We start from the raw sequence: 22966 nt of genomic DNA, 5'->3' as shown, positions 1-22966 counted from the left end.
ATAAATCGAAAGACAGGGAGCACAACAATGACCACACAAAAATTTGATGCGACTCCGACTGCAACTGAGGGATTGAATTTAGACGATATTTCTGCGGATACCGTAAAAGCTGCATGGAGCAGTTACGAAGCAAAAGCAGAGTATAAAAAGTTCAATAAACATGACCTCATTGAGTCGATGCAAACAGAAAAAGAAAATGCTGAACATCCAGAAGCAGAAGCTTAATAATTTGGATTGTTAAGCTAATTTTCTAGTTGGTAAAGCTAAGGATCTCATTTTAAAAGTCGTTCATTTGCATTTTAATTTATTATTTTTTATGTTCTAAAGCCGCTAATCGAATTTATCCTGAGTTAAAGGGCTAAATTGCGTTAAAGCACAGAACGTTGCTATAGAATGATGCAAATGAAACGATATAAATTAAATGATACGGGTTAAATAAAAAAGCACTCATTAATGAGTGCTTTTTTTAGCTCAGACTTATTCAAGTCTTATTTAAGTAGCGGAGGAACAGCTTCGTAGTTAATTTCTACGCGGCGGTTTTCTTTCCATGCATTTTCATCATGACCCGCATTGATTGGCATTTCTTTACCATAGCTAACTGCTTCAAGCTGATTTGGACTTACACCCGTTGTAATCAGAAAGCTTTCAACAGCTTTGGCACGACGTTCACCAAGTGCCATGTTGTATTCACGAGTACCACGTTCATCGGTGTGACCTGTTAAAGCCACGCGTGAGTTTGCATTAGCAACAAGGAACTGTGCATGAGCTTGAAGGGTTTGTAAGTCTTCATTGCTTAGCTCGGTACTGTCGTAGTCAAAGTGTACTACGCGCTTCGCTAAAAATGCTTTATTCGCTTCAGTAACACCTTTAGATGATGCACCCGCTAGGTTTTGTGCATTGAGTGCTGCATCTTCACTTAAACCAGAAGTGTTTACAGTGGTTGAGCCATTTGGGTTTTGTCCTGCTTGTACGTCTGCTGCAGGTTTACGGCTGGCACAACCAGTCATTACTAATGCTGTAGCTAAAACAGGTAGCGCAATCAGTTTCATTGCTTTCATATTGATCTCCATGACGGTTATTTATGATGTTTCATTAAAAAGTTATTGTTGAATAAATCATGCAGTGTTTATTTCGGTGCCCAAGCTGGCTCACGAACTTCACCTTGTTCACTTGGTAAGTTCATGCGGAAACGACCATCTAAAGACATGATCGAGAGCAAACCACGGTTTGCTTCACGTGTTGCATACACCACCATTTGACCATTTGGAGAGAAGCTTGGGGATTCATCTAAACTTGTTGGTGTTAAAATATTGGTTACACCAGAACCAATGTCTTGAACCGCAACTTTATAGTTACTACCGCTAGGACGATGCACCAAAGCTAATTTTTTACCATCAGCACTTAAAGTGCCACGGGCATTAAATGCACCACGGAAAGTCAAACGTTTTACACTTTCAGTATTTAAGTTGTAGGTATAAATTTGTGGAGAGCCACCACGGTCAGAGGTAAAAATAAATGATTTACCGTCAGGGGCATAACGTGCTTCTGTATCAATCGCTGTGTCATTGGTCATGCGTTTTAATTGGCGAGTCTGTAAATCCATTTGATAGATTTCAGGATTGCCATGCATTGAAGCGGTAAACAACATGCTTTTACCATCTGGCGAGAAGCTTGGTGCACCATTCAGGCCACGGAAACTTGCTACTTTTTCACGGTTACCACTTGCTAAGTCTTGGATGTAAATCGCAGGGCGCTTGGTTTCAAAAGAAACATAAGCTAGCTTTTTCGCATCAGGTGTCCACGCAGGGGACAGGATTGGATCACGTGAAGTCAAAATGGTGCGTGGCTGCTCCCCATCTGTGTCGGCAATTTGTAGGGTATAGCGCTGATCTGGTGTTGCTGCATTACGCAATACATAGGCAATACGGCCGCTGAAGTCACCTGGAATACCCGTTAAAGCTTGATAGATTGCATCACTGATCATATGCGCTGCTTGACGATAACGTGAAGCAGGTACAGTGAGTAGTTCATTTAACAGGTATTGTTTTTTTTCAACATCATACAGTTGGTAGTGAATTTCATAAGAGCCATCAGCCGTTGTTTTTGATGTGCCTGTCACGACATAGGGTACGCCCGCAGCTTTCCATGCTTCTGCATTAGGTGAATTTATTGTTGCAGTTGCAGGTAAGTTTTTAGAGGCACTGGTAAATTTACCTGAGCGGTTCAAGTCATTTTCAACCACTGGATAAATATTTGAGTCATTACTAAAAGGCACGATCGCAATTTTAGGTGCTTCTTCAGGAGCTTTAGTGATTTCGAGGTGAAGCTGCGCATGCGTTTGAGTCACTAAAACTGGGCTCAAAGCAGTGAATACGGCTAAGCAAAGAAGATGTTTACGCGTCATTTCCATCATTCGCTAACTACTCTAAAAATGTGAGTTATTGTCTGTATTAGGTTGTGTCACATAATGGCATGATTTTGAATTATTAAAAGCACAACATTATGATTAATCTGTTATTCGTCTGTGAATTCGTGTCTAAATGTTTGCCTATTTTGATGATGCTTAATTATAAAAATATAAGGTTCTGCTGAACTGATGTCCTTATTTAGAGTGGAAAGACATATAAATCAACCGAGATTCACGGCGAGCATCTGGATTTTCTGGTAAATCAAAAGGGGCTGAGCTAAGGATGGCTTTTTCAATACTCTTTTTAAATGCACGATTTGGCGCATCAAGAATCACTATCGATTGAATTGAACCAAATGATGTCAGTGTAATTCGAGCATTGGCTTTTTGCCCAGTTGAATCTGCTGGAGCTTGCCAACGGCTCAAGATTAAATGTTTAATTTCGGTTTTGGTCCCAGATGCAAGCTTTTTGGCTTGTGATTTACGAGAAGCCTCAGCGCTTGCTGTTCGTTTAGCTGTCGCAGCAGTTTGTTCACGTTCGCGCTTGTATTGCTCAGACTTTGCCTTTGCGGTAGTCATAGGTACATTCGCGGAACTCACCGCGACCTTTTCAGGTTGAATCTGAGTCGATGCTGGATTGTCAGTAGGGCTGGCTAAGGTTGATGATGAGCCTGCCATTACAGAAAATAGAAACAAAAATTTCAAATGTGCCATAAGTTGTAATTAGTCCAATGATCAATTTAAAAATTTAAATGGGTATCGTTATTTCGCTATAAATTTTGTTATAAAAATGCGCGCTTGTTTACGTGCCTCTGGATCAGATGGCATGGGATAAGGTGCAGCATCGCGAACGGCAGTTTCAATACTGGCTTTCAAATCTGGATCGCTAGAATTGATAATAATAGAATGTACACGTCCATTGTCTGCGAGATTAACACGTACAGATGCCGATTTTCCTGTAGAACCTTTGGGAACTTGCCAAGCACGGCGAATTTTATCTGCAAAATCTTTTTTTGCTGTGAGAGCAATTTTTTTGGCTTCAGCTTTTTTCTTTGCAGCCTCATCATTTGAATTTTTTGCCATGGCTGTAGGCGGAAATTGTACTTCTTGTAAAGCTTGCTCAGGTTGATTTGTTTTAGCATTATCCTTCAGCAAAGCTTTAAATTGTTCGGATGATATATTTTCAGGCGTTGCCGAAGAGGGGATATAAATTGACCGACTTTGAGCAATTGTTTGGCTGCAAATAAGTAAGAGTGTAGAAAATAAAAAAAGTGGTTTCATCTTTTATGATTCTTTATAGAAGTAAATGAAAAATCCCCACAAGGTTTGCAGGGATTTAAAAATTAACGTGATGACTTGAAGGTGGACGTAAACCTTTGAGCTTCACGTTTTGCATCTGGGTCACTCGGCATTGGGTATGGTGCAGCAGCTCGAACAGCAGCCTCAATACTGGCTTTCATATCAGGGTCACTAGAGTTCACAATCACTGACTGAACTGAACCACTTTCCGTAAGGGTAACGCGAGCAGTTGCCGATTTACCAGCAGAGTCAAAAGGTGTATCCCATGCACGGCGGATTTTGTTTTCAAAATCACGTTTAGCAGTTGAGGCAATTTTCTTCGCTTCAGCCTTTTTCTGTGCGGCTTCTTCAGCTGCTTTTTTAGCTGATGAAGCTTTGGCTTCTTCGGCTGCACGTTCGCGTGCTTCGGCATCGGCTTTAGCCTTTGCATCTGCCTTGGCTTTTGCATCGGCATCTGCTTTACGTTTTGCAACTTCTGCATTGGCCTTGGCTTTCGCATCAGCATCTGCTTTACGTTTTGCAGCTTCCGCATTGGCCTTAGCTTTGGCATCAGCATCTGCTTTACGTTTTGCAGCTTCCGCATTGGCTTTAGCTTTTGCATCGGCATCTGCTTTACGTTTTGCAGCTTCTGCATTGGCCTTAGCTTTGGCATCAGCATCTGCTTTACGTTTTGCAGCTTCTGCATTGGCCTTGGCTTTCGCATCAGCATCTGCTTTACGTTTTGCAGCTTCCGCATTGGCTTTAGCTTTCGCGTCTGCATCTGCTTTACGTTTTGCAGCATCCGCATTGGCCTTGGCTTTTGCATCTGCATTGGCTTTTGCCGTTGCTGCAGCTTTGGCTTTGTCAGCTTCTGCTTTTCTTAAAGCATCGGCACGGATTTTTTCGGCCTTGGCTTTGGCATCAGCATCTGCTTTACGTTTTGCTGCTTCAGCATTGGCTTTCGCCGTAGCATCTGCTTTTGCCTTAGCCGCATCCGCTTTAGCTTCTTGTTGTGCTTTTAGTTTTGCAGCTTCAGCCGCTTTAGCTTGTTCTTGAGCACGCTTTGCATTGTCCGCAGCTTTTTGTTCAGCAAGCTGCTGTGCTTTTGCCGCAGCGAGTGCCTGTTGAGCAGCAACCTGTGGATCTGCCTTAGGTGGTTCTGCTGGTTTAGGTGGTGCAGCCGTTGGAATCTCGGGTGCTGGTTCAACGCTAGGTTCTGCTGTTTGCGTGATTTGTTCAGCTACATTTTCATGCGCGGTTTCATCAAACTCTGTGACTTCACGAGTTACAGGTTTCAAATCTTCCGGTTTTACCAAAACAGTGGTTATTTTTTTAGGGGGCTCAGGTGGTTTACTCATGCCAAGATAAAGTAAGCCAACCACAGCGACGATATGCACACCTAGTGTGAAACCAATCGCAACGGCTTTTTGTTTAAAAGGCGGCTTGTTGAAATCTTTCATAAATTATTTTAATGGCTCAGTCAGTAAACCTACTTGTGTTAAACCTGCATCTTGAAGGGCAGACATGAGTTTCATGACTTCACCATAAGGACGAGATTCACTGCCGTTAATCAGGACACTCATTTGCTTTTTCTGTTCGCTCGCTTCATTTTGCGAGGTCGTTAAAACAGATTTAAGTTCATCGAGTGTGAGTACATCATCTTGATGATTTTTATCTTTGAGAGTGATCGTGCCATCTGCTTTCAGTGTAACAATCGCTCTACTATCTTCCGCTTGCATAGGCGTGCCATTTGCCTGTGGTAAGTCGACTTTGACGCCTGTGGTGATCATAGGTGCAGTGACCATGAAAATCACCAAAAGAACTAACATGACATCAATATAAGGTACGACGTTCATGTCACTTTTTAATGGTTTTTTGATGCGCTCAAAGCGTCCAGAACGTTGAATAGCCATTAGTCATTGTCCTGAGTTGAACCTACAGACTGGCGTTGTAATAACGCAACCATTTCTTCGGCAAAAAGCGCACGATCGTTATAAACGGCTTCACCTTTGGCTGTGAAATGGTTAAATGCAAGTACAGCAGGAATCGCTGCAAAAAGACCAATTGCCGTTGCAATCAATGCCTCTGCAATACCAGGAGCAACCGTAGCAAGGGTGACTTGGTCAACATCTGCCAAACCAATAAAGGCGTTCATAATGCCCCAAACGGTACCAAATAAACCGACATAGGGTGCAACCGAACCAATACTCGCAAGCGCACCTAAACCATTTTCTAAATGTCCTTGGTCGCGACTTAAACCCACACGAAGAATACGTTCTGTACCTTCAATTGATTGTTCTGCACTGGCATTACGCTTTTTAAGTTTGAAAAACTCGCCTAAACCTTGATAGAAAACATCTTCAAGGCCAACACGTTTCGAGTTGAGTTGAGCATTGTTGTATAAAGTGTTGAGTTCGGCGCCAGACCAAAAGATTTTTTGGAAATGTTCATCATCAGCCTGCGCTTTTTTATAACTCATGTGTAACTTGGCAATCAGATACCAACTGAATAACGAAGCTAAGAGCAGCAGGAGCATTACCAGTTGTACGACAGGACTTGCTTGTAAGATGAGGTCTGAAACTTTGAGTGTTGATTCGAGTTGAGTTGCCATAGTTACTACATGTGCCAAATAATTTTTTTAATCTTGTTCCAATTCTTTCAGAATCAGTTCACGTATTTCATCAGGAAGGCGACGGGGTTTCATCTCTGCACTGATACATGCCAATTCTACCTCACCTGATGCCAGCATAATATCACCACGATAAATATTTTGTTGCAACACAAATGACGTAGCCTTACACGAAACTACACTTGCTGTAACAGTAATTAGGTCATCCATTAATATAGGGCGTGAATATTTCACATTAATTTTATGAACGACAAAGTTGTAATCTTTTTGATGCCAATAATGGTCTACACCTGAAGCGCGCAGCCATTCTGTGCGGGTACGTTCCATAAAGCGAATATGATTTGCGTGGTAAACAATGCCACCTGCATCTGTATCTTCAATATATACACGAATGTTGAATTCGAATTTATTCGCCATGAGAGTGTTCCGTCTTTATAAAATCTGAAAAATATTGTTCTGCACTTCAGCAAAGAATTAGAGCATTTAAAAATGGCGATAATTCAATGATTCGTCAAGTGCTTCAATGACGGGCAGTTTAGCACCGTGAGTCATCAGTCCAATGGCACAAGGTTTCAACTCACGTAAATCTTTAACTTTCGTAGATGTTATTATTGATTAAAAAAGAGACTGCTTTTAATTTGTTTGTTCATCTAATTTAAATTTTGCATCGACAAAATCCTGTAGATGAGCTGCTAAATATCCCGCAATATGAAAATGAGTTTCTTCCATTTTCTTTTTCTGTTGCTTGGGGAGTAATGCCTTCAAAGATTCATACATATACGTTAAGCAGCAAAAGCCAAGGCCAATAACTAACATGAGTAAAAGTTTATTAGCTAGATCTATCCAGAAAAACACATAAACGAGTATGACTAAAGCAAAGAATGAGAAGCTGAAATACAACGTATTAATTTTTGCTGGTTTAAAGTTTTCCTTGACCAAAACTTGTACGTCGTCGTGATAGTACGTCCCAATAAAAATGAGGGCAGAAGTATAGTTGAAGCTCAGGTTTTTTATACGATATGCAGAAGGCGATTGTTTAATAGTTAAGATATTATCTTCACTTACTTCTATGGTTTCTTTGCTGAGAATTTTTTCACATTCGACAGTGATAAAATAATTGTATTCGGCGTGAAATAAGCTTTCAAAATCACTCATTTGTTTAGGGCTAAATGAACTGATGGGTTGTTCTCTGGGAATGTTTTCAATGGCACTGTCTAATGGAAGGTTTTGAATGTATTCGCTATTAATTTTGTTAATTATTCTATTCTCAAGATTTATCATTTTAGTTTGCTGTTTGTAGTGGATTGAATTTATTTTAAAATTTAAATAAACATTCAGGGAGCATTTAACTCCCTGAAGTCGTTCAGTGAATAATCGTCTATTTATCTTTCGGCTCTGGTGGTGTCATCCCAAACTGTAAATAAGCCATATTGGTGGCAATACGTCCACGTGCAGTACGCATGACATAGCCTTGCTGAATGAGGTAGGGTTCGATCACATCTTCTAGGGTCCCTGAGTCTTCTGCCATAGCAGCAGCTAAAGCTTCTACACCTGCAGGGCCACCATCAAAACGCTCTAGTAGCATTGATAAATAACGGCGGTCTAGCGTATCTAAACCATCTTTATCGACATTTAGCATGTCCAAAGCACGTTGAGCCATCTCTTGGGTTACTTCACCCGTACCTTTAACTTGCGCATAATCACGGACCCGGCGTAATAAACGGTTTGCAATACGAGGTGTCCCACGAGCACGGCGTGCAACTTCTTGAGCACCTTCGGCAGTCATGGGTACATCCATCAAGTTTGCAGATCGAGTCACAATATGCGTTAAGTCTTTGACAGAATAGAACTCTAAACGTTGTACGATACCGAAACGGTCACGTAAAGGAGAGGTCAGTAGGCCTGCACGAGTCGTCGCTGCAACAAGAGTGAAGGGTGGTAAATCCAGTTTGATCGAACGGGCAGCAGGGCCTTCACCAATCATGATGTCGAGTTGGTAATCCTCCATCGCTGGATAGAGAATTTCCTCAATGACAGGTGAAAGACGATGGATCTCATCAATAAATAAAACATCACCTTCTTCGAGGTTGGTTAGCATCGCAGCCAAATCGCCTGCACGCTCAAGGACAGGGCCTGATGTAGATTTTAAGTTGCCGCCCATTTCACGCGCAATAATATTGGCCAGTGTGGTTTTACCTAAACCCGGTGGGCCAAAAATTAAGGTGTGATCGAGTGCTTCTTCACGGCCACGTGCAGCACCGATAAAGATTTCCATTTGTTCACGGACGACAGGCTGCCCGATGTAGTCATCGAGGGATGTTGGGCGAATGGCGCGGTCGAAGTGGTCTTCGGGTTTTTCTGAACCACTGATAAGACGGTCTTGCATATAATTAAATCAATCTCTGGCTGAACTTTCGAGGCACAGCCTCAAGTTGTGATTTGTGTTAAGGTGCCATTGTGTAGGCATTGCTTTACTTTTGAAAGATCAAAAGTAACAAAAATCTTGTGTTGGATTGAGGATATATCCTTATATCCCAATCCAACATGGCGACATCCATGTCGCCTTCGTGTATCCAATTTAGGTGTATTGGTATGTCTATTTGAATTATTTATTCATCGACTTAAGTGCTGCACGGATAATGTCGCTGGCTTCAGTAAAGTCACCTTTGGCAGCATTCACTAATTTTTGTGCTTCAATTGGTTTGTAACCTAAAGACTGTAAGGCCGCCTCAGCTTCGGCTACGGCAGAGTTGCCCGTAAATTGAATTTGTTCAACAGTTGAATTGGTTGGTGCCGTACCTGAAGCCATGGCTTTAAAGCGATCACGTAACTCAATCATGAGGCGTTCAGCGGTTTTTTTACCTACACCCGGAACTTTGACTAAAGTGTTTACATCTTCATGTTCAACCGTGTGAATCAGCATTTCAACACTTAATGTTGATAAAATGCCCAGTGCCATTTTAGGGCCTACGCCGTTGACTTTTAACAGTGTGCGAAAAATCAGTTTTTCTTGAGCATTGCTAAATCCATACAGCAGTTGTGCATCTTCACGAACAGCCAAATGTGTCCACAGGGTAACTTTTTGACCTTTCTGTAGTTGGCAAAATGTTGAAAGTGGGGTGTCAATTTCATAGCCCACACCATTTACATTGAGTAATACTGTTGGTGCTTCCAATGCCAGCACTTCGCCAATTAAACATCCGATCATGTCATTTATTCACTTTATTTCAGTTTAGTCTGAGCTATTTGCTCAATTTCAATTTGTTGTGAGATTAGCGTGAAGGCCAGCGAATTACTAGCCTTCACATTTTTTCAGCTTTAAAAGAAACCAACTTTATTACCTTGAAGTTCTTGTGCAAGGTTATAAGCCTGATGATCTGAAAATTTAGAGATGATATCGAGTACTTGCATAATATTGTCATAATGCGACATACCAAAATGTGCTCCTGAACGATGTAAAATAGACATCAATCGTTGCTCTTTAAAGCTCAAAGTTTTATTGGGCGTGGTCAGTGGAATAAAGGCATCCAAAATATTTTGCAAACTTTGATGCGCAATAATCTCTAAGCCGGCTTTTTGTGGATGTTCAAAAATTTTATCGCGGGCTAATTCTTTTGCTCGGTTAATTCCACACTCGATATCTTCACTGCAATACTGCAATAAACTGCCTTTAAGTTGACCTGACAAAATTTCATGATGATGGCGGGCGAAGGCTGTCGTGACTTCTTCGACTAGACGTTTCATCACACGACCACGTAATGCAGCTATTTTTTGTTGCCAAGTGGTATCAGTCATCGCCAATTCGGCAGGTATGCCATAGTCACCGACCAGATCAAGGAAAATTGGCTCAACTTCGTTATAGTTCAACATGTTGAGGATAATGCCATCTTCAAGGTCAATTAAGGCATAACAAATGTCATCTGCGGCTTCAAGCAAATAGGTCAACGGATGACGACAGTAGTGATATTCGCCCAGTTGAATTAAACCGAGTTGTTCTGCAATTTGCTGTAAGATTTCCTTTTCTGCCTGATAGCAGCCAAATTTAGCCCGTTGGCTCGCGGGTTTATTGCCTTGCGATGCAATGGTTTTTGAAAGCCACGGGTATTTTAAATACGCACCTAAAGTTGCATAGGTTAAACGCATACCCCCATCATTTGGATGATAATCAATTTTAGTCAGTAGGCGTAAACCTTGGGCATTGCCTTCAAACTGTCTCACATCGGCTTCTTCTTCAGGGCTTAAGTCCTGTAAAAAGTTGGTATGTGATGCATCATCAAACCATTCTCGAATAGCATATTCACCTGCATGGCCAAAAGGTGGATTACCAATATCGTGTGCCAAGCACGCAGCTTGAATAATTGCACCGACATCGGCAGGTGAAATCCACATCGGGAGTTCATCTTTAATTTTTTCAGCCGCGAGCATCCCCAATGAACGTCCAATACAAGACACTTCTAAAGAGTGAGTCAGGCGAGTATGAATGCCATCATGTTGGGTGAGGGGATGGACTTGGGTCTTGCGGTTTAATTGTCGAAAGCTTTGCGAAAAAATAATGCGGTCGTAGTCTTTGTGGAAAGGGCTACGTGCCTGTTCAGAGCTATGTTTATTACTACCAATACGAACTGTAGAAAGCAGTTCAAGCCAACGCATTTGAGTCATTTATCATTATTCAGTTATTTACTAAAAACTATGATGCCAAACTTGTGACTAAAGTAATAGTGGGTCGCGTCATAGCTTGACACTTTATTTAAGGGTATCGGTGGAGGTATAGAGTTATTCGTATTAAGGTAGGGTGTTTTTAAGATAAATATTATTCATTGGCCAGACTATTCGCTGATTCAAACCGATTGGGAATGTCGCCTTGAAAACCTCAAAATTCTAAAATTGATATTAATTTTCGATTAATGTTTTTTACAATTTATTTTGTGCTAAGCTGCGCTGCTGTATTCAATCTTTTTGACTGAAAATAAAAACAAAATTTAAAAAATCTTGTGCCATTCTCGAACAGAAAATGCTTTTCCCATCTAGCTGATTTCACCAATACACAGTAGAATATGCGCTCTCTTCAAGTCACATTGCGGCTTGGTTCAAAAGACCAGCCCGTGGAGCCAAAATCAGCATGTTTATCGTGGCCGGTGCACCAGCACACTCTTCTTTTAAGAAAACGCAACTATTAACACGTCTATCTTCGATTAGTTCTGTTCAAGAAATTGAAAGCCAATTGGTCTATCTATTTGACCAAACGCTCAGCGAACAGCAACAGCAATCTGCTTTACAGCTGCTTAATGACGGTCAATCTTTTGAATTGCGCCAGCCAGCAAGTGATGAAGTCCAAATATTAGTGACGCCACGCGTTGGGACAATCTCTCCGTGGTCGTCGAAGGCAACAGACATTTTCGCCAACTGTAATACACCGGTTCATCGCCTTGAACGCGGTGTTTTGTTTACTTTGAAGGGTGTAAATGCTGTTTCTGATGAAGTAAAACTAGCATTACATGATCGCATGACTGAAAGCGTTTTCAATGCTATTGAAGATGCTGCGGCACTTTTCTCTGAAACTGAACCAAAGCCTTTAAACTCAATTGATATTTTGGGTCAAGGTAAAGAAGCGTTGGTGAAAGCTAACTCTGAATTTGGTTTTGCGCTTTCTGATGAAGAAATCGATTATTTAACCGATGCATTCACAAAAATGGGTCGCAACCCGCATGACATCGAATTGATGATGTTTGCTCAAGCAAACTCTGAACACTGCCGTCATAAAATCTTTGGTTCAGAATGGACAATTGATGGCGAAGTTCAGCCATTGTCATTGTTTCAAATGATTAAGAACACCTATAAAGAATCTCCAGATGACGTTTTGTCAGCATATAAAGACAACGCATCAGTCATCGTGGGCTTTGACACTCAACGTTTCTATCCGAAAAAAGACGAAGAAACAGGTCAGCACGTTTATAAATATAAGAGCCAAGCTGCTCACATCTTAATGAAGGTGGAAACGCATAACCATCCGACAGCAATTGCGCCATTTGCGGGTGCTGCGACAGGTTCAGGCGGTGAAATCCGTGATGAAGGTGCAACAGGCCGTGGCGGTAAGCCAAAAGCAGGTTTAACAGGTTTCACTGTTTCTAACTTGAACATTCCGGGCTTTGAACAGCCTTGGGAAGAAAACTACGGCAAGCCGTCTCGTATGGCATCTCCGCTTCAAATTATGATTGAAGGCCCATTGGGTGGCGCTGCGTTTAACAACGAATTCGGTCGTCCTGCTTTAAATGGTTACTTCCGTACCTTTGAACAAAATGTAAATGGCGACGTAAAAGGTTTCCATAAGCCAATTATGATTGCTGGCGGTTACGGTAACATCCGTCCTGACCATGTAGAAAAAGATGCAATCCAACCGGGTGATCTTTTAATCGTACTTGGCGGTCCTGCCATGCTGATCGGTCTAGGCGGCGGTGCTGCGTCTTCTGTAGACAGCGGTAAGTTAGGTGAAAACCTAGACTTCGCATCTGTACAGCGTGAAAACCCAGAAATGGAACGTCGTTGCCAAGAAGTGATTGATGCTTGCTGGCGCATGGAAGACCATAACCCAATCGTGTCTGTACATGACGTGGGTGCGGGCGGTATCTCAAATGCCATGCCTGAACTTGTGAACGATCACGAGTTAGGTGCAATCCTTGATCTTCGTAAAATTCCATCATTGGAAAAAGGCATGTCTCCAATGGAGATCTGGTCGAACGAAGCGCAAGAGCGTTATGTATTGGCGATTCGTCCATCTTCTTTAGAGTTATTTGAATCACTGTGTGCACGTGAACGCTGCCCATTCGCCGTATTGGGTGAAGCAACTGAAGCGCGCCAATTGACTGTGAACGATCCACTGTTTGAAAATAAAGCTGTGGATATGCCAATGCAAGTAATGCTTGGCGGTACACCGCGTATGAGCCGTTCATACGAAACGATTGAACGTAAAGGCGATGACTTCACTGCTGAAACAGTAACAGATTTAAAAGATGCGATTTACCGCGTGCTTAAGAACCCTACAGTTGCATCTAAATCGTTCTTAATCACCATTGGTGACCGTTCGATTACAGGTATGGTTGCACGTGATCAGTTCGTAGGTAAGTGGCAAGTGCCTGTAGCGGATGCAGCGGTTACAACGACGAGCCTTGTCGGTTATACAGGTGAAGCAATGGCAATGGGTGAACGTCCACCAGTTGCGTTGTTAAATCCTGCGGCGTCTGCACGTTTATCTGTAGCAGAATCAATTTCGAACATCATGTCTGCAAAAATCGACCAGATCAGCGACATTAAATTGTCTGCAAACTGGATGGCTGCTGCAGGTCAACAAGGTGAAGACCAAGCGCTATTCGAAGGTGTTAAAGCCATCGGTATGGAAATGTGTCCTGCTTTAGGTATCGCAATTCCAGTAGGTAAAGACTCATTGTCTATGCGGACAACGTGGAATGACGAAGGCATCGATAAATCTGTCACTTCTCCAATGACAGGCGTGATCACTGCATTTGCACCTGTGATTGATGTTCGCAAAACACTTACACCTGAATTGAAAAATATCGAGTCTGTACTGGTACGTATTGATTTGTCTAAAGGTCAATTCCGTCTTGGCGGTTCGATCCTTGCTCAGGTTTATAAAGCAATTGGTTCTGTAACACCTGACGTAGACAGCTTCGATGACTTCAAAGCATTCTTTGCATTGGTTCAAGATTGGAACAACCGTGGTCTAATCAAGGCTTACCATGACATCGGTGATGGCGGTCTATTGGCAACTGTTGCAGAAATGATGTTCGCTTCACGCCTAGGTGTAGCACTTGAAGATCAATCTGTTGAATCATTATTTGCAGAAGAAATTGGTGCAGTATTGCAAATTTCGAAAGCAGATTGGGCAACACTTGAAGCTGAAGTTGCAGCATCTAGCTTAAAAGATGCGATTGCAGTGGTTGGTACAGTGAACAGTACAGATCAATTGTCTGTAAATGGTCTTGTATTTGAACGTGCAGACTTGCAACAAGCATGGACTGAAGTGTCTTATCAAATCCAACGTTTACGTGACAACGTAGAAACTGCGGATCAAGAATATGCGTTAATCGCTGACAAATCACATGCAGGTTTAATTGCAAAACCAACATTTGATTTGAACGAGCCTATCGAAGCACCGTACATCAATGAACGCCGTCCAAACATGGTGATTCTGCGTGAACAAGGTGTAAACGGTCATGTAGAAATGGCTGCTGCATTCGATAAAGTCGGCTTCAACACTGTAGACGTACACATGAGCGACTTGCTTGCTGGCCGTATCAGTCTTGATGACTTTGAAGGCTTAGTGGCATGTGGCGGTTTCTCTTACGGTGACGTATTGGGCGCAGGCGGCGGTTGGGCTAAATCTGTATTGTTCAATCCTAAACTTCGTGACCAATTTGAGAAATTCTTTAACCGTGATGAAACTTTCTCTCTAGGTATTTGTAACGGCTGTCAAATGCTGTCTCAGCTTGCACCATTAATTCCAGGTGCAGACGCTTGGCCTCGTTTCCACCGCAATACTTCAGAGATGTTTGAAGCTCGTGCTGTAAACGTACGCGTTGAAAAATCAAATTCTGTATTGTTAGAAGGTATGGAAGGTTCGATTCTTCCTATCGCTGTAGCACATGGTGAAGGTCGTGTGGTTACAAGCGCAGAAAACATTGCAGCATTGAATGCTGGCGATCAAGTGATCTTGCGTTATGTAGATAGTCAAGGCAACCCAACGCAGCATTACCCAATGAACCCAAATGGTTCGCCAGAAGCGATTTCAGGTGTAACGTCTAAAGATGGTCGTGCAACGATTATGATGCCGCACCCTGAACGTAACTTCCGTGCGATTCAGCATTCTTGGAAACCAGAAGATTGGGATCAAGACGGTGCTTGGTTACGTATGTTCCGTAATGCACGTAAATTTATTGGTTAATCTTAGATAGATGAATCATAGAAAAGAGCCGCCTTCGGGTGGCTTTTTTATGGTTAAAATTTACCAAAAGATATATTAATTATTGTGAATGCTTGTTTTTACACATATAATCGCTTTCGTTTTTTGAACCACCTGCGGGTGGTTTTTTGTTGGTTTTAAATTTTTATTTCTCCCACTGAACTTGGTTTAGATTTTGCTTTTATATTTGTGGAAACATGCTAGTGTGTAATTTATGCACAATAACTATGCAAGATAAAAGACAGCAAGATAAAAGAAAGATGGATAAGTAAACGAGTTCAGTATCAACACTCATGATGAGGTGATGACATGATTAAAATAGTAGAATATTCGGCAGTGGATAAGTCTGCGCTGCGTAAAAAGGGTTGGAAGCTTTTTGGTGCAGTGGTGTGTTTGCAGTTGGTGTTTTTATTTTTGGGTTATGCGTTGCAGATGTAATATTTGAACAATTGAAACCGCCGTGAGGCGGTTTTTATAAGCCTTCCGCGTTAGATGGTAACAAAGCACTATATTTTTCTTTCAATTGCTTTTTAAACTTCTTATCCCAAATAATAAAATCAATACCACCATCATAAGGTGCAACAATAATTTTTTTTTCAAATGAAACGAGAAATGCATGAATTTCTTCATTTGCAATTTTTAATAATAAATCATCATGTTTTTTAGGTTCCCATATTATTTGAGTGTATAAGGGTATAAAACAGACATCATTTTCATCACCATCATCAAAGTATTCAGGATCTATCTGATGTAGATTCATAGAAGGTGATTCTATTAAATTGTAGGAAATGATTTTTCTTCTATCATACTCAGGGTGGAAATAATTTGGCTCTGGCTGAGAATAATGTGGCGTAACATAATTACCTGTCACAAGGTAAACCGAGGTATCTAAGCCTAAACAATCTGTGATGATCTGATTTTGACGATCTAATAAAAGTAGCACTTCTTCTGTTGTGTCTGCATATTGTTTAGACTCGGGCAAGCTATGCATACGAAACCAATATTCCGAAAAATAAAATTTTAATACGTAAGGAATAGGTACTTTATTTGGAAAGTGATCATTCCATTGTTGTTCAAAGGTTTTAGTCATTGTTAATCTTTATATATTCTTAATGGGTTTAATATAACTTAGCATTAGGTAAATTTTCATATATCAAATGCAATGCTCAAGCTTATCTACTTCATACCTGAATAGCATCTTGAATCTACCAAACTTGCCGTATTTGAAGCAGGTGTCAGAGGTAGGCAATTTTGAGCACTGTACGTGGTAAATTTAGAGACAATACCAACTCAACATTTAGTCCGACAGAGTCTAACGGGCGACATCCATGTCGCAGGTTCCGTGATCAAATATTAAAATTTGATTTGATGATTGACTGTTAATGATTCTATTTAAATCATTAACTGAATCTGCTTTAAGACAGCCTTCAACGTATTTTCATAATCAAAAGCAGCATTAGTACTGTCTTGGTATCGCCAAGCGACATAACCATCTGGACGGACTAATACTGCACCTGATTCATGGATTTCAGATTTCGCATTCCATGTGCCATACACATCACGGTATTCACGAGAACCAATTTGAATCACATCTAAATAAGGTAGATTCAATGATTCAGCAGCAGATTTCCAACCTTTGCCTGAAAGACCTGTCAGTAGGGTGAAACGACCATGCCCTGTAATATCTAACGTTGATTGCTTATCGCCTTTGGCATCAATAATCCAAGTATGTGGAACTTTAGCCCCCGGACGCGTGGTTGCTTGCAAGTAAAGCTGTTGATCTTTGGCAAAGATCTCAGGTTCAGATTCAGCAATCATGGCATTGGATGTATAGCGCTGATTCAACTCTACACCTTGGGCATTAAACTCAAAGTTTTTAATTTCTAAGGCTTGATAAAGCTTTTGACGGATTTCTGCAGCTTGTTCATCTTCTGCAAAAATACGTTGCATCATTTGAGCTTGAGTTGTGATGCCTTGGTCAAAACCAAATACCTCTTTGAGATGCTTATAGTCAAAGCGAGATTGGTTGGCACGCGCCACGATTTGCTTGCCGACAGGCGCACGCTCTAATGTATAAGAATCAAGTAGAGTAGGAGCAGCCCAACCTTTAATGGCATATGCCAATTTCCAACCGAGGTTAAAAGCATCTTGCATACAGGTATTTGAGCCTAAGCCACTTGATGGTGGATGACGATGCACCGCATCACCACCGCAGAATACACGACCTTTTGAATATTCAGTTGCCCATGTTTGGTTCACATACCAATAAGACAGCTTTTGAATTTCGACATTTTCAACTTCAGCACCGACAAAGGCATTTAAACGCGCACGAACTTGTTCTTCGGTGACTTGTGGTTCGCCTTTAGAAATATCAAAGCCCCAACCCATAATCCATTCATTCCAAGGTGTAATGGCACGGAGTAAGCCCATGCCCAAATCACCAAAGCTCGCTTCAGGGTTAACAATCCATTGCAAAATAGCAGGGCGGTTTTTCACATATTGTGAAAGATCCGCTTTGAAAGTCACGTATACCGTACCTGCACGAGCCATGATCCCTTCGAGGGGTAAATCAAGCTCTTCAAGCACTTTAGAATGCGCACCATCCATACCAATTAAATATTTGGCACGTAAGCTAAATTCAGTTTGGGTAATACGATTTAAAAAGGTTGCTGTTACACCATGCTCATCTTGCACATGAGACAAATATTCAGTATTAAAATTATAAATTGCACCACGCTCTGCTGCATTTTTAACTAACAATGCTTCCATTTTCGGCTGAATTAAATCAACCAGCGGACAGGGACTGCCTTTAATATAATAGCCACGACGTTCGACGCCCGTGCCCCAAGCACTCATACGGGCAATTTCTTCACCGACAAGACTTGTGGTGATGAGGCTTTCACCCATCTGTTCCCATGGCGTTGCAATTTCTTTGACCTGTTCTTCGATGCCTAAGTCACGCAACACTTCCATCGCACGTTGGTTGGTAATATGGGCACGCGGACTATTGGCTAACCAATTAAATTGGGTAAAAAGCTGAACCTGAATGCCGTAATTTGCCAAGGCCAAACCTAAAGTAGAACCCGCAGGCCCTGTGCCAATAATGAGAACTTCGGTATCGAATTGCTGTGTCATACAAAACTCCATGTGTATGTGAAGCGAAAACTTGGAATAGTCCGCAGGCTAGGCAAATGATTTTCCGAGTAGAATGGATATTCATATAAACTATAGATCTATTAGTATTTTGACTGCATGACACGGGTGATGTAGTGAGTGTGTGGAGTGAAGCGAATGGAATTACGACATTTACGTTATTTTGTGACGGTGGCGAAAGAACAGAGCTTTACCAAGGCAGCGGAAAAACTATTTACAGCACAACCATCGCTCAGTCAGCAAATTAAAGACTTAGAGCAGGAAGTTGGGGTGCAATTATTTGAACGTTCTGCTCGCAAAGTCTTACTGACCGATGAAGGGCAGGCTTTTCTGAAATATGCAGAGCAAGCACTAGAAAATGCCAAACAAGCTGTAGCCGCAGCTCGCCACGTGGCGCAAGCCAAAAATAATCAAATACATATTGGCTTTTTAAATGTCGCAGAATTGAAAATTATGCCGAGTATTTTGGCGCAATTAAAACAGCATATTCCTGATTTGAAAATTCATTTACATAGCTTGACGTGTACAGAGCAAATTCAAAAACTAAAAAATACCGAACTGGATATTAGCTTTACTCGTTACCACTTAAGCCATGATGACTTTACCAATATTCAGGTTTTAAGTGAGCAAATTTATTTGGTTGGCGCAGCGCATCTGCATCCATCAGATCGCATCTTAAAACTTCAAGAGTTAAAAAATCACACCATTATTATGTGTGAACAAAATGCTTCTCCCGTGTTTTACGATACCTTAAATGCCTTGATTCCTTTTGATCAGCATCAACATGATCATATGCTGTGGGTAACAAATGTCATGCAGCATTTAAATTTGATTAATATGGGCATGGGCCTGAGTTTTGTGCCCGAATATTTACTCAAATTTTTAAATGATTCGGTCAAAGTCATTCAAACAGATGTGGAATTACCGAAACTAGGTTTATATGCAACCTATCCGAATGCATCGAATAATGTTGCATTGAAAATGATTTACAGTGCTTTAAATAATGTAACTGCACAATAGCGTCTGGAATAACCAATGTTAAAACTGATTTATTATGTACCTGAGTCTCACCTAGAGTCGACTAAACTGGCTGTTTTTGAAGCTGGAGCAGGCGGTATAGGCAACTATGAACACTGCGCTTGGCAGGTGTTAGGTACAGGGCAATTTAAACCTGTAAAAGGCGCAAATCCTTTTATTGGTGAGTTGGATCAGCTGGAGTCTATCCCTGAATGGCGAGTGGAAACCATCGTGCCTGAAGAGAAGGCGAGTGAGGTCGCAAGGTCTTTAAAAGCAAGTCATCCTTATGAAGAGCCGGCATTTGAGTTTATTCAAATGGTGGATGTAAGTTTTTAATTCATAATGAAAGTTCCCTCTCCTTTTAAAGGAGAGGGTTAGGGAGAGGATTTATCAGATTATGCCCCTCATCCTCTTACGAAGAATGCTCCTATTCCCGAAGGGAGACGGGACTTACCTAATATTTAAAGTTATGCAGTCAATTGCGGTTGTGACTATTCTTTTGAAAGCAAATTATATCTTTTGAATAAACAGCTCACGGTCAAAACGATACTGCGGGAAGAACACACCATCTTTAGCACGTTCACCTGCACCAATCACCATCACTGGGTATTGCTGAGCATTTAATCCTAAAATCTTCTTCACCAAAGGTTCATCAAAACCTTCCATCATACAACTGTCAAAACCATAGGCACGTAATGCCAAAACTAAGTTTTCACAAGCCAATGCTGTAGTTTTGCTCGCCCAAAGTTTCGCATCTGCTTCATTAAATGCTGTTACAGGCAATTGTTTATCCAGTGTACGTGCAACTTTGAAAGCTACTTTCTTAAAGTTACCTAGTGCGTTGAAGTAACCTGTTTTATAGTTATAGGGAATAAACTTGTAATACTTTTGCACAGCTGCAGGTGCTTCAGGAAATGGAAATTCCGAAATATTACGTTTAGCCATTTCATCTACACGGTCGGTACGCGCGACACAGACAATCAATTCAGCAGCAGTTTTTGCCGCAAGTTGCCCTAAGCAAGCTTTCACCAACTGTTTTTTCTTTGCAGGGTTCTGAACGACATAGAATGTCCAAGGCTGTAAATTTGATGAATTTGGCGCAAGCAGGGCAAGGTCTAAGCATTCATCTAAAACATCGTTTGGAATGGCCTTGTCGGTAAACTTACGTACAGAACGACGGCTTTGTACAACTTTTTTAAAATTTTCGATATCGATGCCTTCAGGTGCAGGTTCGTAGTAGCGTTTCTTTTCAGGTTTAGTTTCAGTTTGTGATACTGCAGTCATGTGGAAACATCCAGTTTTTTAATTTAGAAAATAGATTGGGGCTGAGATGAAAAAAACCACCCAAATATGAGTGGTTTTTTAGTTCCATTACAAATTAATTGAACTGAGAGAAGTCAGGTTTACGTTTTTGCATAAAGGCGGCAACAGCTTCCATCATTTCTGGAGAGCCTACTCGATCCATGAAAATCTCAGCTTCATGGTCAATCCATGCCACGATTTCATCTACATTATGTTTCATTAATGCTTTTGATTGAACCAAAGACGCTAGTGGAAGTGCAGATAACTGTGCTGCTTTTTTCGCAGCTGTCGCATAAGCATCTTCTTCAATGCTATTGACCAAATTTGCTGAAAGCGCTGTCGCACTATCAAACTTCTGAGCAGTTAACAGTAATTCCGCCGCTTTATGGTAGCCGGCTTGTTGAACCAATAGCTTGCTCGATGCACCTTCAGGCGATAGACCAAGGCTCACAAACGGAATTTGGAATAGCGCAGTATTGTCGCTGTAGACTAGATCGCAATGAAGCAGAATCGTAACACCAATCCCAATGGCAACACCGCGAACCGCAGCAATCAGCGGCTTAGAAAATTGAGCAGCAGATTTTAATAAAATGAACGGTGCGCCTTCTGAAGCTGGAGCTTGTCCTTTTTGAGCAGCAGATTTCATAAAATCTTGCATGTCATTGCCCGCACTGAAGTCCGCATCTTGACCACGGAGTACAATTACACGCACTGAAGTATCCTGATCAGCTTCATCTAATGCTTTTGCAATCCACAGATATAATTCTGTATACAGCGCGTTCTTCGCCTGAGGTCGGTTAATGGCTAAGGTCAGTACGCCATTGTCCAAATTCGCATTCAAATGTTCATGGGGTTGTTGAATACAGCTCAGTGTCATCGTACTATCCTTGCGTAAAAGTTTCGTTTTGATTTTATGCTCAACATTATGTCGCATATTTCAGCCTGTGGCACAACTGCTCAGTTCATAAAAAGTTTGATTTGATATGAAATATACATTTGATTATTTGGTTTTCATTGGGCGTTTTCAGCCGTTCCATTTAGCGCATTTGCAAACCATTAAAATTGCCTTGCAACAAAGTCAATATGTGCTTTTAGCACTGGGTTCGGCGCAAAATGAACGTAATATCAAAAATCCATTTTTAGCGTCAGAACGTGAGCAGATGATCCTGTCGAATTTTTCAGAGCAAGATCAGAAGCGAATTAAGTTTGTGCATGTGATTGATGTATATAACGATGAAAAATGGCAAAAGTTAGTCAAATCTTTAGTAAGTGACGTGGTTGAAACGAATGCAAAAGTCGGTTTGATCGGGCATTTTAAAGATGATTCTTCTTATTATTTAAAATTCTTCCCCGAATGGGAAATGGTTGAGTTGGATAGTCTAGAAGGAGCCATTTCAGCGACACCGGTACGTGAAGCGTATTATCGTGGTGAAATTCAGCATAATGCTTTTCCTCAAGGTACCGTCGAATTTTTGCAAAAATTTCAACAGACAGACATTTATAAACAACTTCAACACAAATTTATGACTCAGGATAAAACAAATCTGCTATAAAAAAACGCTAAAATTTCTAGCACTACAATGGAGCAAAAAATAAACATTGTAGTGATTTTAGGTTGTGTTTTATTCAGGAGAAAAACATGAATTTGCGTCACGGAACCTTAGCAAAATATATGGGAGCCTTCGCTTTATGCTGCGTATTGCCCCTACATGCTGCTGAGTGGACGCTAACGCCTAATAGTCAGGTCACTTTTGGCATTAAATCTGTGGGGCTGTCTATTGTAGAAGGGCGCTTTAATAAGGTTCAGTCGAACCTTAAGTTTGATCCTGAAATTCCACATAAAGGTTCAGCGCATTTACTGTTAGATGTAGATAGCATTAGTTTTAGTAACCCAAGCTTAAAGGGATTAATCTTGGGAAGTGAATATTTTGATGCCGCTGAATTTAAGCAAGTGAAGTTTGTCAGTAAACAAATCGAACCAGTGGCATATGCGAAGTATATGATTCGAGGGGATCTCACCATTCGTGGTATCACTAAACCTGTGATCTTCGATACCACACTCACCCCAAATCCGCAAAATCCAAAAGTGTTGGATGTTCAATCTTTAGCAACCATTAAGCGTAGTGATTTTGGTATGCGTAAAGCACTGGGTGGTGTTGGTGAGCAAGTATTGATACAGCTCAAAGGCCAATGGCGGCTTGAATAA

At 41.2% G+C, this 22966-nt stretch carries 23 protein-coding genes; 7 read left to right on the top strand and 16 right to left on the bottom strand.

Features of this window, described 5'->3' with window-relative positions; genetic code table 11:
• Positions 1 to 27: 27 nt before the first annotated feature.
• Positions 28 to 225 carry an NF038105 family protein gene (locus tag FTU64_RS03670; RefSeq protein WP_078190373.1) on the top strand — a complete coding sequence of 66 codons (198 nt, stop codon included), beginning with the start codon at positions 28 to 30 and terminating at the stop codon, positions 223 to 225.
• Between the two features lie 263 nt (positions 226 to 488).
• On the opposite strand, the gene pal is transcribed toward FTU64_RS03670, so the two are convergent.
• The 12 genes from pal to FTU64_RS03610 form a co-directional block, all read right to left on the bottom strand.
• The gene (gene pal / locus FTU64_RS03665) at positions 489 to 1058 is read right to left on the bottom strand and encodes a peptidoglycan-associated lipoprotein Pal (protein ID WP_168378062.1); all 570 of its coding nucleotides are present in this window, start codon (positions 1056 to 1058) and stop codon (positions 489 to 491) included.
• Between the two features lie 68 nt (positions 1059 to 1126).
• A complete protein-coding gene (gene tolB, locus FTU64_RS03660) occupies positions 1127 to 2410 on the bottom strand; it encodes a Tol-Pal system beta propeller repeat protein TolB (protein WP_180055186.1) in 1284 nt (427 codons plus the stop codon).
• A 192-nt stretch (positions 2411 to 2602) separates the two neighbouring features.
• Entirely contained in the window at positions 2603 to 3121 is a 519-nt protein-coding gene (locus FTU64_RS03655; RefSeq protein WP_257222184.1) for a TonB C-terminal domain-containing protein, read from the bottom strand.
• A gap of 48 nt (positions 3122 to 3169) precedes the next feature.
• Positions 3170 to 3688 (bottom strand): cell envelope integrity protein TolA, encoded by a 519-nt coding sequence (locus FTU64_RS16470; RefSeq protein ID WP_180054933.1) that lies wholly within the window; start codon positions 3686 to 3688, stop codon positions 3170 to 3172.
• A gap of 62 nt (positions 3689 to 3750) precedes the next feature.
• A complete protein-coding gene (tolA, locus tag FTU64_RS03645; RefSeq protein WP_180059242.1) occupies positions 3751 to 5145 on the bottom strand; it encodes a cell envelope integrity protein TolA in 1395 nt (464 codons plus the stop codon).
• Positions 5146 to 5148: 3 nt separating this feature from the next.
• Positions 5149 to 5598 carry a protein TolR gene (gene tolR, locus FTU64_RS03640; RefSeq protein ID WP_180059241.1) on the bottom strand — a complete coding sequence of 150 codons (450 nt, stop codon included), beginning with the start codon at positions 5596 to 5598 and terminating at the stop codon, positions 5149 to 5151.
• Positions 5598 to 6296 (bottom strand): protein TolQ, encoded by a 699-nt coding sequence (gene tolQ / locus FTU64_RS03635; RefSeq protein ID WP_078192037.1) that lies wholly within the window; start codon positions 6294 to 6296, stop codon positions 5598 to 5600. Before tolQ ends, tolR begins: the two co-directional genes overlap by 1 nt.
• A gap of 27 nt (positions 6297 to 6323) precedes the next feature.
• Complete coding sequence (gene ybgC, locus FTU64_RS03630) at positions 6324 to 6731, bottom strand: tol-pal system-associated acyl-CoA thioesterase (protein ID WP_078190367.1); 408 nt, start codon at positions 6729 to 6731, stop codon at positions 6324 to 6326.
• A gap of 216 nt (positions 6732 to 6947) precedes the next feature.
• On the bottom strand, positions 6948 to 7595 hold the full coding sequence (locus tag FTU64_RS03625) for a hypothetical protein (RefSeq protein WP_180059240.1): 648 nt from the start codon (positions 7593 to 7595) through the stop codon (positions 6948 to 6950).
• Positions 7596 to 7692: 97 nt separating this feature from the next.
• Complete coding sequence (ruvB, locus tag FTU64_RS03620) at positions 7693 to 8700, bottom strand: Holliday junction branch migration DNA helicase RuvB (RefSeq protein WP_168378058.1); 1008 nt, start codon at positions 8698 to 8700, stop codon at positions 7693 to 7695.
• A 219-nt stretch (positions 8701 to 8919) separates the two neighbouring features.
• Positions 8920 to 9522 (bottom strand): Holliday junction branch migration protein RuvA, encoded by a 603-nt coding sequence (ruvA, locus tag FTU64_RS03615; protein WP_180059239.1) that lies wholly within the window; start codon positions 9520 to 9522, stop codon positions 8920 to 8922.
• A 110-nt stretch (positions 9523 to 9632) separates the two neighbouring features.
• Positions 9633 to 10973, bottom strand: a complete 1341-nt coding sequence (locus FTU64_RS03610) for a deoxyguanosinetriphosphate triphosphohydrolase (protein ID WP_180059238.1) — start codon at positions 10971 to 10973, stop codon at positions 9633 to 9635.
• Between the two features lie 460 nt (positions 10974 to 11433).
• Between FTU64_RS03610 and purL the strand changes: the two genes are divergently transcribed.
• On the top strand, positions 11434 to 15270 hold the full coding sequence (purL, locus tag FTU64_RS03605; protein WP_180059237.1) for a phosphoribosylformylglycinamidine synthase: 3837 nt from the start codon (positions 11434 to 11436) through the stop codon (positions 15268 to 15270).
• A gap of 327 nt (positions 15271 to 15597) precedes the next feature.
• Positions 15598 to 15726, top strand: a complete 129-nt coding sequence (locus FTU64_RS16300) for a KGW motif small protein (RefSeq protein WP_257220672.1) — start codon at positions 15598 to 15600, stop codon at positions 15724 to 15726.
• A 34-nt stretch (positions 15727 to 15760) separates the two neighbouring features.
• Here FTU64_RS16300 and FTU64_RS03600 read toward each other — a convergent pair whose 3' ends face one another.
• Positions 15761 to 16378: a hypothetical protein gene (locus tag FTU64_RS03600; protein ID WP_180040158.1), complete on the bottom strand. Its 618-nt coding sequence runs from the start codon at positions 16376 to 16378 to the stop codon at positions 15761 to 15763.
• A gap of 302 nt (positions 16379 to 16680) precedes the next feature.
• Positions 16681 to 18423, bottom strand: coding sequence for an FAD-dependent monooxygenase (locus FTU64_RS03595; protein ID WP_180059236.1), 1743 nt, complete (start codon positions 18421 to 18423; stop codon positions 16681 to 16683).
• A gap of 156 nt (positions 18424 to 18579) precedes the next feature.
• Between FTU64_RS03595 and FTU64_RS03590 the strand changes: the two genes are divergently transcribed.
• A complete protein-coding gene (locus FTU64_RS03590) occupies positions 18580 to 19461 on the top strand; it encodes a LysR family transcriptional regulator (RefSeq protein WP_180054948.1) in 882 nt (293 codons plus the stop codon).
• 15 nt (positions 19462 to 19476) lie between these two features.
• Positions 19477 to 19794 carry a YqfO family protein gene (locus tag FTU64_RS03585; protein ID WP_180059235.1) on the top strand — a complete coding sequence of 106 codons (318 nt, stop codon included), beginning with the start codon at positions 19477 to 19479 and terminating at the stop codon, positions 19792 to 19794.
• A 174-nt stretch (positions 19795 to 19968) separates the two neighbouring features.
• Here the strand turns inward: FTU64_RS03585 and FTU64_RS03580 are convergent, their stop codons facing one another.
• Complete coding sequence (locus FTU64_RS03580) at positions 19969 to 20742, bottom strand: nitroreductase family protein (protein ID WP_180009959.1); 774 nt, start codon at positions 20740 to 20742, stop codon at positions 19969 to 19971.
• 94 nt (positions 20743 to 20836) lie between these two features.
• A complete protein-coding gene (locus tag FTU64_RS03575) occupies positions 20837 to 21637 on the bottom strand; it encodes an enoyl-CoA hydratase-related protein (RefSeq protein WP_078190356.1) in 801 nt (266 codons plus the stop codon).
• Between the two features lie 106 nt (positions 21638 to 21743).
• Here FTU64_RS03575 and FTU64_RS03570 point away from each other — a divergent pair, with 106 nt between their 5' ends.
• Positions 21744 to 22313 (top strand): nicotinate-nicotinamide nucleotide adenylyltransferase, encoded by a 570-nt coding sequence (locus FTU64_RS03570; protein WP_180059234.1) that lies wholly within the window; start codon positions 21744 to 21746, stop codon positions 22311 to 22313.
• Positions 22314 to 22399: 86 nt separating this feature from the next.
• A complete protein-coding gene (locus tag FTU64_RS03565) occupies positions 22400 to 22966 on the top strand; it encodes a YceI family protein (protein WP_180003275.1) in 567 nt (188 codons plus the stop codon).

The sequence above is a fragment of the Acinetobacter sp. YH12128 genome (assembly GCF_013418655.1).
GTDB lineage: Bacteria > Pseudomonadota > Gammaproteobacteria > Pseudomonadales > Moraxellaceae > Acinetobacter > Acinetobacter amyesii.
This window is presented reverse-complemented; position numbering and strand designations above follow the sequence as displayed.

What these genes read in the sequence shown, in the direction of transcription:
- FTU64_RS03670 (WP_078190373.1), top strand. Translation starts at nt 28, where the DNA reads ATGACCACACAAAAATTTGATGCGACTCCGACTGCAACTGAGGGATTG.
- pal (WP_168378062.1), bottom strand. Translation starts at nt 1,058, where the DNA reads ATGAAAGCAATGAAACTGATTGCGCTACCTGTTTTAGCTACAGCATTA.
- tolB (WP_180055186.1), bottom strand. Translation starts at nt 2,410, where the DNA reads ATGGAAATGACGCGTAAACATCTTCTTTGCTTAGCCGTATTCACTGCT.
- FTU64_RS03655 (WP_257222184.1), bottom strand. Translation starts at nt 3,121, where the DNA reads ATGGCACATTTGAAATTTTTGTTTCTATTTTCTGTAATGGCAGGCTCA.
- FTU64_RS16470 (WP_180054933.1), bottom strand. Translation starts at nt 3,688, where the DNA reads ATGAAACCACTTTTTTTATTTTCTACACTCTTACTTATTTGCAGCCAA.
- tolA (WP_180059242.1), bottom strand. Translation starts at nt 5,145, where the DNA reads ATGAAAGATTTCAACAAGCCGCCTTTTAAACAAAAAGCCGTTGCGATT.
- tolR (WP_180059241.1), bottom strand. Translation starts at nt 5,598, where the DNA reads ATGGCTATTCAACGTTCTGGACGCTTTGAGCGCATCAAAAAACCATTA.
- tolQ (WP_078192037.1), bottom strand. Translation starts at nt 6,296, where the DNA reads ATGGCAACTCAACTCGAATCAACACTCAAAGTTTCAGACCTCATCTTA.
- ybgC (WP_078190367.1), bottom strand. Translation starts at nt 6,731, where the DNA reads ATGGCGAATAAATTCGAATTCAACATTCGTGTATATATTGAAGATACA.
- FTU64_RS03625 (WP_180059240.1), bottom strand. Translation starts at nt 7,595, where the DNA reads ATGATAAATCTTGAGAATAGAATAATTAACAAAATTAATAGCGAATAC.
- ruvB (WP_168378058.1), bottom strand. Translation starts at nt 8,700, where the DNA reads ATGCAAGACCGTCTTATCAGTGGTTCAGAAAAACCCGAAGACCACTTC.
- ruvA (WP_180059239.1), bottom strand. Translation starts at nt 9,522, where the DNA reads ATGATCGGATGTTTAATTGGCGAAGTGCTGGCATTGGAAGCACCAACA.
- FTU64_RS03610 (WP_180059238.1), bottom strand. Translation starts at nt 10,973, where the DNA reads ATGACTCAAATGCGTTGGCTTGAACTGCTTTCTACAGTTCGTATTGGT.
- purL (WP_180059237.1), top strand. Translation starts at nt 11,434, where the DNA reads ATGTTTATCGTGGCCGGTGCACCAGCACACTCTTCTTTTAAGAAAACG.
- FTU64_RS16300 (WP_257220672.1), top strand. Translation starts at nt 15,598, where the DNA reads ATGATTAAAATAGTAGAATATTCGGCAGTGGATAAGTCTGCGCTGCGT.
- FTU64_RS03600 (WP_180040158.1), bottom strand. Translation starts at nt 16,378, where the DNA reads ATGACTAAAACCTTTGAACAACAATGGAATGATCACTTTCCAAATAAA.
- FTU64_RS03595 (WP_180059236.1), bottom strand. Translation starts at nt 18,423, where the DNA reads ATGACACAGCAATTCGATACCGAAGTTCTCATTATTGGCACAGGGCCT.
- FTU64_RS03590 (WP_180054948.1), top strand. Translation starts at nt 18,580, where the DNA reads ATGGAATTACGACATTTACGTTATTTTGTGACGGTGGCGAAAGAACAG.
- FTU64_RS03585 (WP_180059235.1), top strand. Translation starts at nt 19,477, where the DNA reads ATGTTAAAACTGATTTATTATGTACCTGAGTCTCACCTAGAGTCGACT.
- FTU64_RS03580 (WP_180009959.1), bottom strand. Translation starts at nt 20,742, where the DNA reads ATGACTGCAGTATCACAAACTGAAACTAAACCTGAAAAGAAACGCTAC.
- FTU64_RS03575 (WP_078190356.1), bottom strand. Translation starts at nt 21,637, where the DNA reads ATGACACTGAGCTGTATTCAACAACCCCATGAACATTTGAATGCGAAT.
- FTU64_RS03570 (WP_180059234.1), top strand. Translation starts at nt 21,744, where the DNA reads ATGAAATATACATTTGATTATTTGGTTTTCATTGGGCGTTTTCAGCCG.
- FTU64_RS03565 (WP_180003275.1), top strand. Translation starts at nt 22,400, where the DNA reads ATGAATTTGCGTCACGGAACCTTAGCAAAATATATGGGAGCCTTCGCT.